Here is a 4,250-nt window from a genome sequence, read left to right as displayed (position 1 = left end):
CGCCGGCCGAGCTCGGTGAAGTCCTGCCTGATGGTGGTGAGCGGCGGGACGAAGTAGGCGGCCTCCGGGATGTCGTCGAAGCCGACGATGCTCACGTCCTCTGGCACCCGGATGCCGTGGGCTCGAAACGCCTGCAGCAGGCCGATGGCCATCTGGTCGTTCGACACGAAGATCGCGTCGAAATCGCGGTCCATCGCGAGCTCCTCCCCCGCGGCCAGGCCGCTCTCCGGGGTCCAGTCGCCGAGGAGCGCGGCCCGGACGGGCAACCCCCGCCGCATCAGCTCCCGGCGCCACCCGCGCTCGCGCTCCCTCGCATCCAGGGACTCCGTCGGGCCCGCGACGTGGAGGATCCTCCGATGCCCGAGATCGGCGAGATATCCCGTCGCGAGCGAGGCCCCGGAGAACTGATCGATCGAGGCACCGGGAAAACCGCCGTGGCCGCTGCTGTCGACGGTGACCAGGGGAACGTCGATCTCCACGTCGTCGACGGCGTCGATCGAGGAGTAGTCGATGGCGATGAGCACGATCGCCTCGACCTGCTGACGCAGGAGGACGTCGATCGCCTCGAGGATCTGGTCATGATTCGACCTCGACATGCTCGCCGTGACGACGTGGTATCCGTTCTCCCTGGCGGCCTCGTTAAACGCCAGCGCGATGCTCGAAGGCCCGTAGAGGGGGTTGCCCGTGCTGATCAGGCCGATCGTTCCGGTCTTCTTCGTCGCGAGGGCCCTGGCGACCGCACTCGGGCGATAGCGGAGCTGCTGGATGGCGGCCTCCACTTTCGCCCGAGTCTGCGGACGCACGGTTCCCTCGTCGTTCAAGACGCGTGACACGGTCTGATGCGAGACTCCCGCGAGCCTCGCAACATCCGTCATATTCGCCACGATCTTGAGGCTACCGCTACGCCGCGCTCACCTCGCTCCGTTGCGGCGCTTGTTGTAGACGTCGAAGGCCACGGCGGCGAGAAGGACGAGCCCCTTGATGAGCGACTGGTACTCCGTGCCGACACCGAGGATGGACATGCCGTTGTTGAGCAGCCCGATGATCAGACCACCGACGATGGCCCCTGTGACCGTTCCGATGCCACCCGTGACCGCCGCGCCGCCGATGAAGACGGCCGCGATCGCATCCAGCTCGAAGCCGTTACCGGCGCTCGGGCTGGCGAGGTTGAGCTGGGCCGTGAATACCAGGCCGGCGAGCGCCGAGATCACCCCCATGTTGACGAAGAGCAGGAAGGTCACCCGCTTGGTCTTGACGCCGGAGAGGGCGGCGGCATTGAGGTTGCCGCCGATCGCGTAGACATGGCGGCCGAAGACCGACCGCGCCATCACCGCCGTGTAGACCACCACGAGCACCCCGAGGATGATCAGCACGACGGGGGTGCCGCTGTAGCTCGCGAGCAGGAAGGCGATATAGAGGACCAGGAAGACGGTGAACGCCAGCTTGAGCGAGAACCACCAGATCGGCTCGGACTCGAGGTCGTACTTGCGACGGGCCACCCGCTGCCTGAGCGAGCTGATGATCAGGACCACCGACGCCACGGCGCCGAGGATGAGGGTCAGCGGCTCGTAGCCGCTCGTCCCGAATGCGGGGAGGAATCCCGAGCCGAGCTTGCGGAACGCGTCCGGGAAGGGGGAGATCTGCTGGTTCTGCAGCGCGATCTGGGCCGCCCCACGGAAGACGAGCATGCCCGCCAGGGTCACGATGAAGGCCGGGATGCGGAAGTAGGCGATCCAGAATCCCTGCCACGCCCCCACGAGCGCACCGAGGATCAGGCACAGCACGATCGCGACGGGCCATGGGATGTGCCACTCCGTGATCATCACGCCCGCCATGGCGCCGACGAAGGCGACGACCGAGCCGACCGAGAGGTCGATGTGGCCGGCGATGATCACCATCACCATGCCGATCGAGAGGATCAGGATGTAGCTGTTCTGGATGACCAGGTTCGACACGTTGATCGGCGCAAGCGTGATGCCGCCGGTGGATATCTGGAAGAACACCACGATGACGATCAGGGCGATGAAAAGACCGACCTGTCTCAGCTGGCCCGCCAGGTAGTTCAGGGCAGATCTAAAGGCTTTCATTGCTGGATTTCTCCCGTTCTCTGGTCATGTGCTGCATGAGGTATTCGGCGGTCGCGTCCGCACGGGAGATGTCCGCCGTGATGCGACCCTCGGCGAGGGTGTAGATGCGGTCGCAGACTCCGAGGAGCTCCGGGAGCTCCGAGGAGATCATGATGACGCCCTTCCCCTCGTCCGCGAGCCGATTGATGATGGTGTAGATCTCGTACTTGGCTCCGACGTCGATGCCGCGGGTCGGCTCGTCGAGGATCAGCACGTCGGGGTCCGAGTACATCCACTTGGACAGGACCACCTTCTGCTGGTTTCCTCCGGAGAGCTTGCCCGTGATCACGTTCACATTCGGCGCCTTGATGTTGAGGCTCTTCAGGTAGGTGCCCGCGACCGTGGTCTCCTTGTGTCCGTCGACGAACCCGAAGATCGAGGCGAGCTTGTCGAGCGCGGCCCCCGAGATGTTGCGGGTGATGTCGTCGAGAAGGTTGAGGCCGTATCGCTTGCGGTCCTCCGTCGCGTAGGCGATGCCGTGGGCGATCGCCTTCGGCACCGTGCTGGTGTCGATCTCGACGCCCCTCTTGAACACCTTCCCGGAGATCTTCGTGCCATAGCTGTGCCCGAAGATGCTCATCGCGAGCTCCGTGCGGCCGGCGCCCATGAGGCCGGCGATCCCCACGATCTCGCCGGCGTGGACCGAGATCCCGGCGTCCTCGACGACGAGCCTCGTGTTGTCCAGCGGATGGTAGACGTTCCAGTGCTCGACCCGGAGGAGCTCCTCGCCGATCGTCGACGTGTGCTCGGGGAAGCGGCTCTCCAGCTCGCGCCCGACCATGCCCTTGATGATGCGATCCTCGGTGATCTCGTCGGCGTGCATGTCGAGGGTCTCGATCGTCTTGCCGTCCCGAATGATCGTGACCTCGTCCGCGATCGCCTTGATCTCGTTCAGCTTGTGGCTGATCATGATCGAGGTGATGCCCTGCTCCTGCAGGTGTTTGATGAGGCCGAGCAGGTGGGCGGAGTCCTCGTCGTTGAGCGCCGCCGTCGGCTCATCGAGGATGAGCAGCTTGACCTCCTTCGACAGCGCCTTGGCGATCTCCACCAGCTGCTGCTTGCCGACCCCGAGATCGGTGATCTTCGTGATCGGATTGTCTTTCAGCCCCACCCTGGCCAGGAGCTTGGTCGCCTCGAGGTTGGTCTTGTTCCAGTCGATCCAGCCGTTGGTCTGCTGCTCGTTTCCGAGGAAGATGTTCTCCGCGATCGAGAGGTAGGGGCTCAGCGCCAGCTCCTGGTGGATGATGACGATGCCGGCAGCCTCGGAGTCGTTGATCGTGCGGAACTCCACCGGCTCGTTTTCGAAGACGATCTCGCCGTCGTAGGTGCCATACGGGTACACCCCGCTCAGCACGTTCATCAGGGTCGATTTCCCCGCGCCGTTCTCACCGCAGATCGCATGGATGTGGCCGCGCTGGACACCGAGCGAGACATCCTGAAGCGCCTTGACGCCAGGAAAGGTCTTCGTGATGTTGCGCATCTCGAGAATGTTTGTTGTCACCGTTGCTTCTTCTTCCGTCAAAGAAAAGAGAGGGCACTGGCGGCGGGACTATCCCGCCGCCAGTGCCGGGATGGTGCAGACCTCGGATGAGGCCGGGTGCTACTTGAGATCGGCTTCCGTGTAGTAGCCGCTATCGATGAGGACCTTCTTGTAGTTGTCCTTGGTGACGACCGTCGGCTGGAACAGGTAGGTGGGGACCACCTTGACCTTGTTGTCGTAGCTCTTGGTGTCGTTCACCTTCGGGGTCTTGCCGGTGAGCAGGTCGTTCGCCATGGCGGCGGCCTGGTCGGCCAGCTTGCGGGTGTCCTTGTAGATGGTCGAGTACTGCTGACCGGCGATGATCGACTTCACCGATGCCGCCTCGGCGTCCTGGCCCGTGATGGTCGGCAGTGGCTTGTCAGCCGTGCCGTATCCCGCTCCCTGGAGTGCCGAGATGATTCCGATCGACATACCGTCGTACGGCGAGAGGACGCCGTTGAGCGTCTCGCCACCCGAGTAGGACTTCGCGATCAGGTTCTGCATACGAGCCTTGGCCGTCGCGGGGTCCCATTGCAGGGTCGCCGCCTGGGTGAAGCCGGTCTGCCCGCTCCCCACGACGAGCGTTCCGTCGTCGATGTACTTCT

4 protein-coding genes are annotated in these 4,250 nt (G+C 64.2%); all 4 read right to left on the bottom strand.

What is annotated here, in order from left to right:
* A partial coding sequence (locus tag VGC18_RS14955) for a substrate-binding domain-containing protein (protein ID WP_331098823.1) occupies positions 1 to 833 on the bottom strand: 833 nt, incomplete at its 3' end.
* Positions 834 to 911: 78 nt separating this feature from the next.
* A complete protein-coding gene (gene mmsB, locus VGC18_RS14950) occupies positions 912 to 2,087 on the bottom strand; it encodes a multiple monosaccharide ABC transporter permease (protein WP_331098821.1) in 1,176 nt (391 codons plus the stop codon).
* Positions 2,074 to 3,627 carry a multiple monosaccharide ABC transporter ATP-binding protein gene (gene mmsA / locus VGC18_RS14945; protein ID WP_331098819.1) on the bottom strand — a complete coding sequence of 518 codons (1,554 nt, stop codon included), beginning with the start codon at positions 3,625 to 3,627 and terminating at the stop codon, positions 2,074 to 2,076. The genes mmsB and mmsA overlap by 14 nt, the downstream gene beginning before the upstream one ends.
* Positions 3,628 to 3,726: 99 nt before the next feature.
* The coding region (locus VGC18_RS14940) for a substrate-binding domain-containing protein (protein ID WP_331098817.1) at positions 3,727 to 4,250 on the bottom strand (524 nt) is incomplete at its 5' end.

This window comes from Lacisediminihabitans sp., assembly GCF_036404185.1.
Classification (GTDB): Bacteria; Actinomycetota; Actinomycetes; order Actinomycetales; family Microbacteriaceae; genus Lacisediminihabitans.
Note: the sequence above shows the minus strand (reverse complement) of the source record. Positions and strands in the feature narration are given on the sequence as shown.

Coding starts and splice junctions, on each gene's coding strand:
- mmsB (WP_331098821.1), bottom strand. CDS start 2,087: ATGAAAGCCTTTAGATCTGCCCTGAACTACCTGGCGGGCCAGCTGAGA.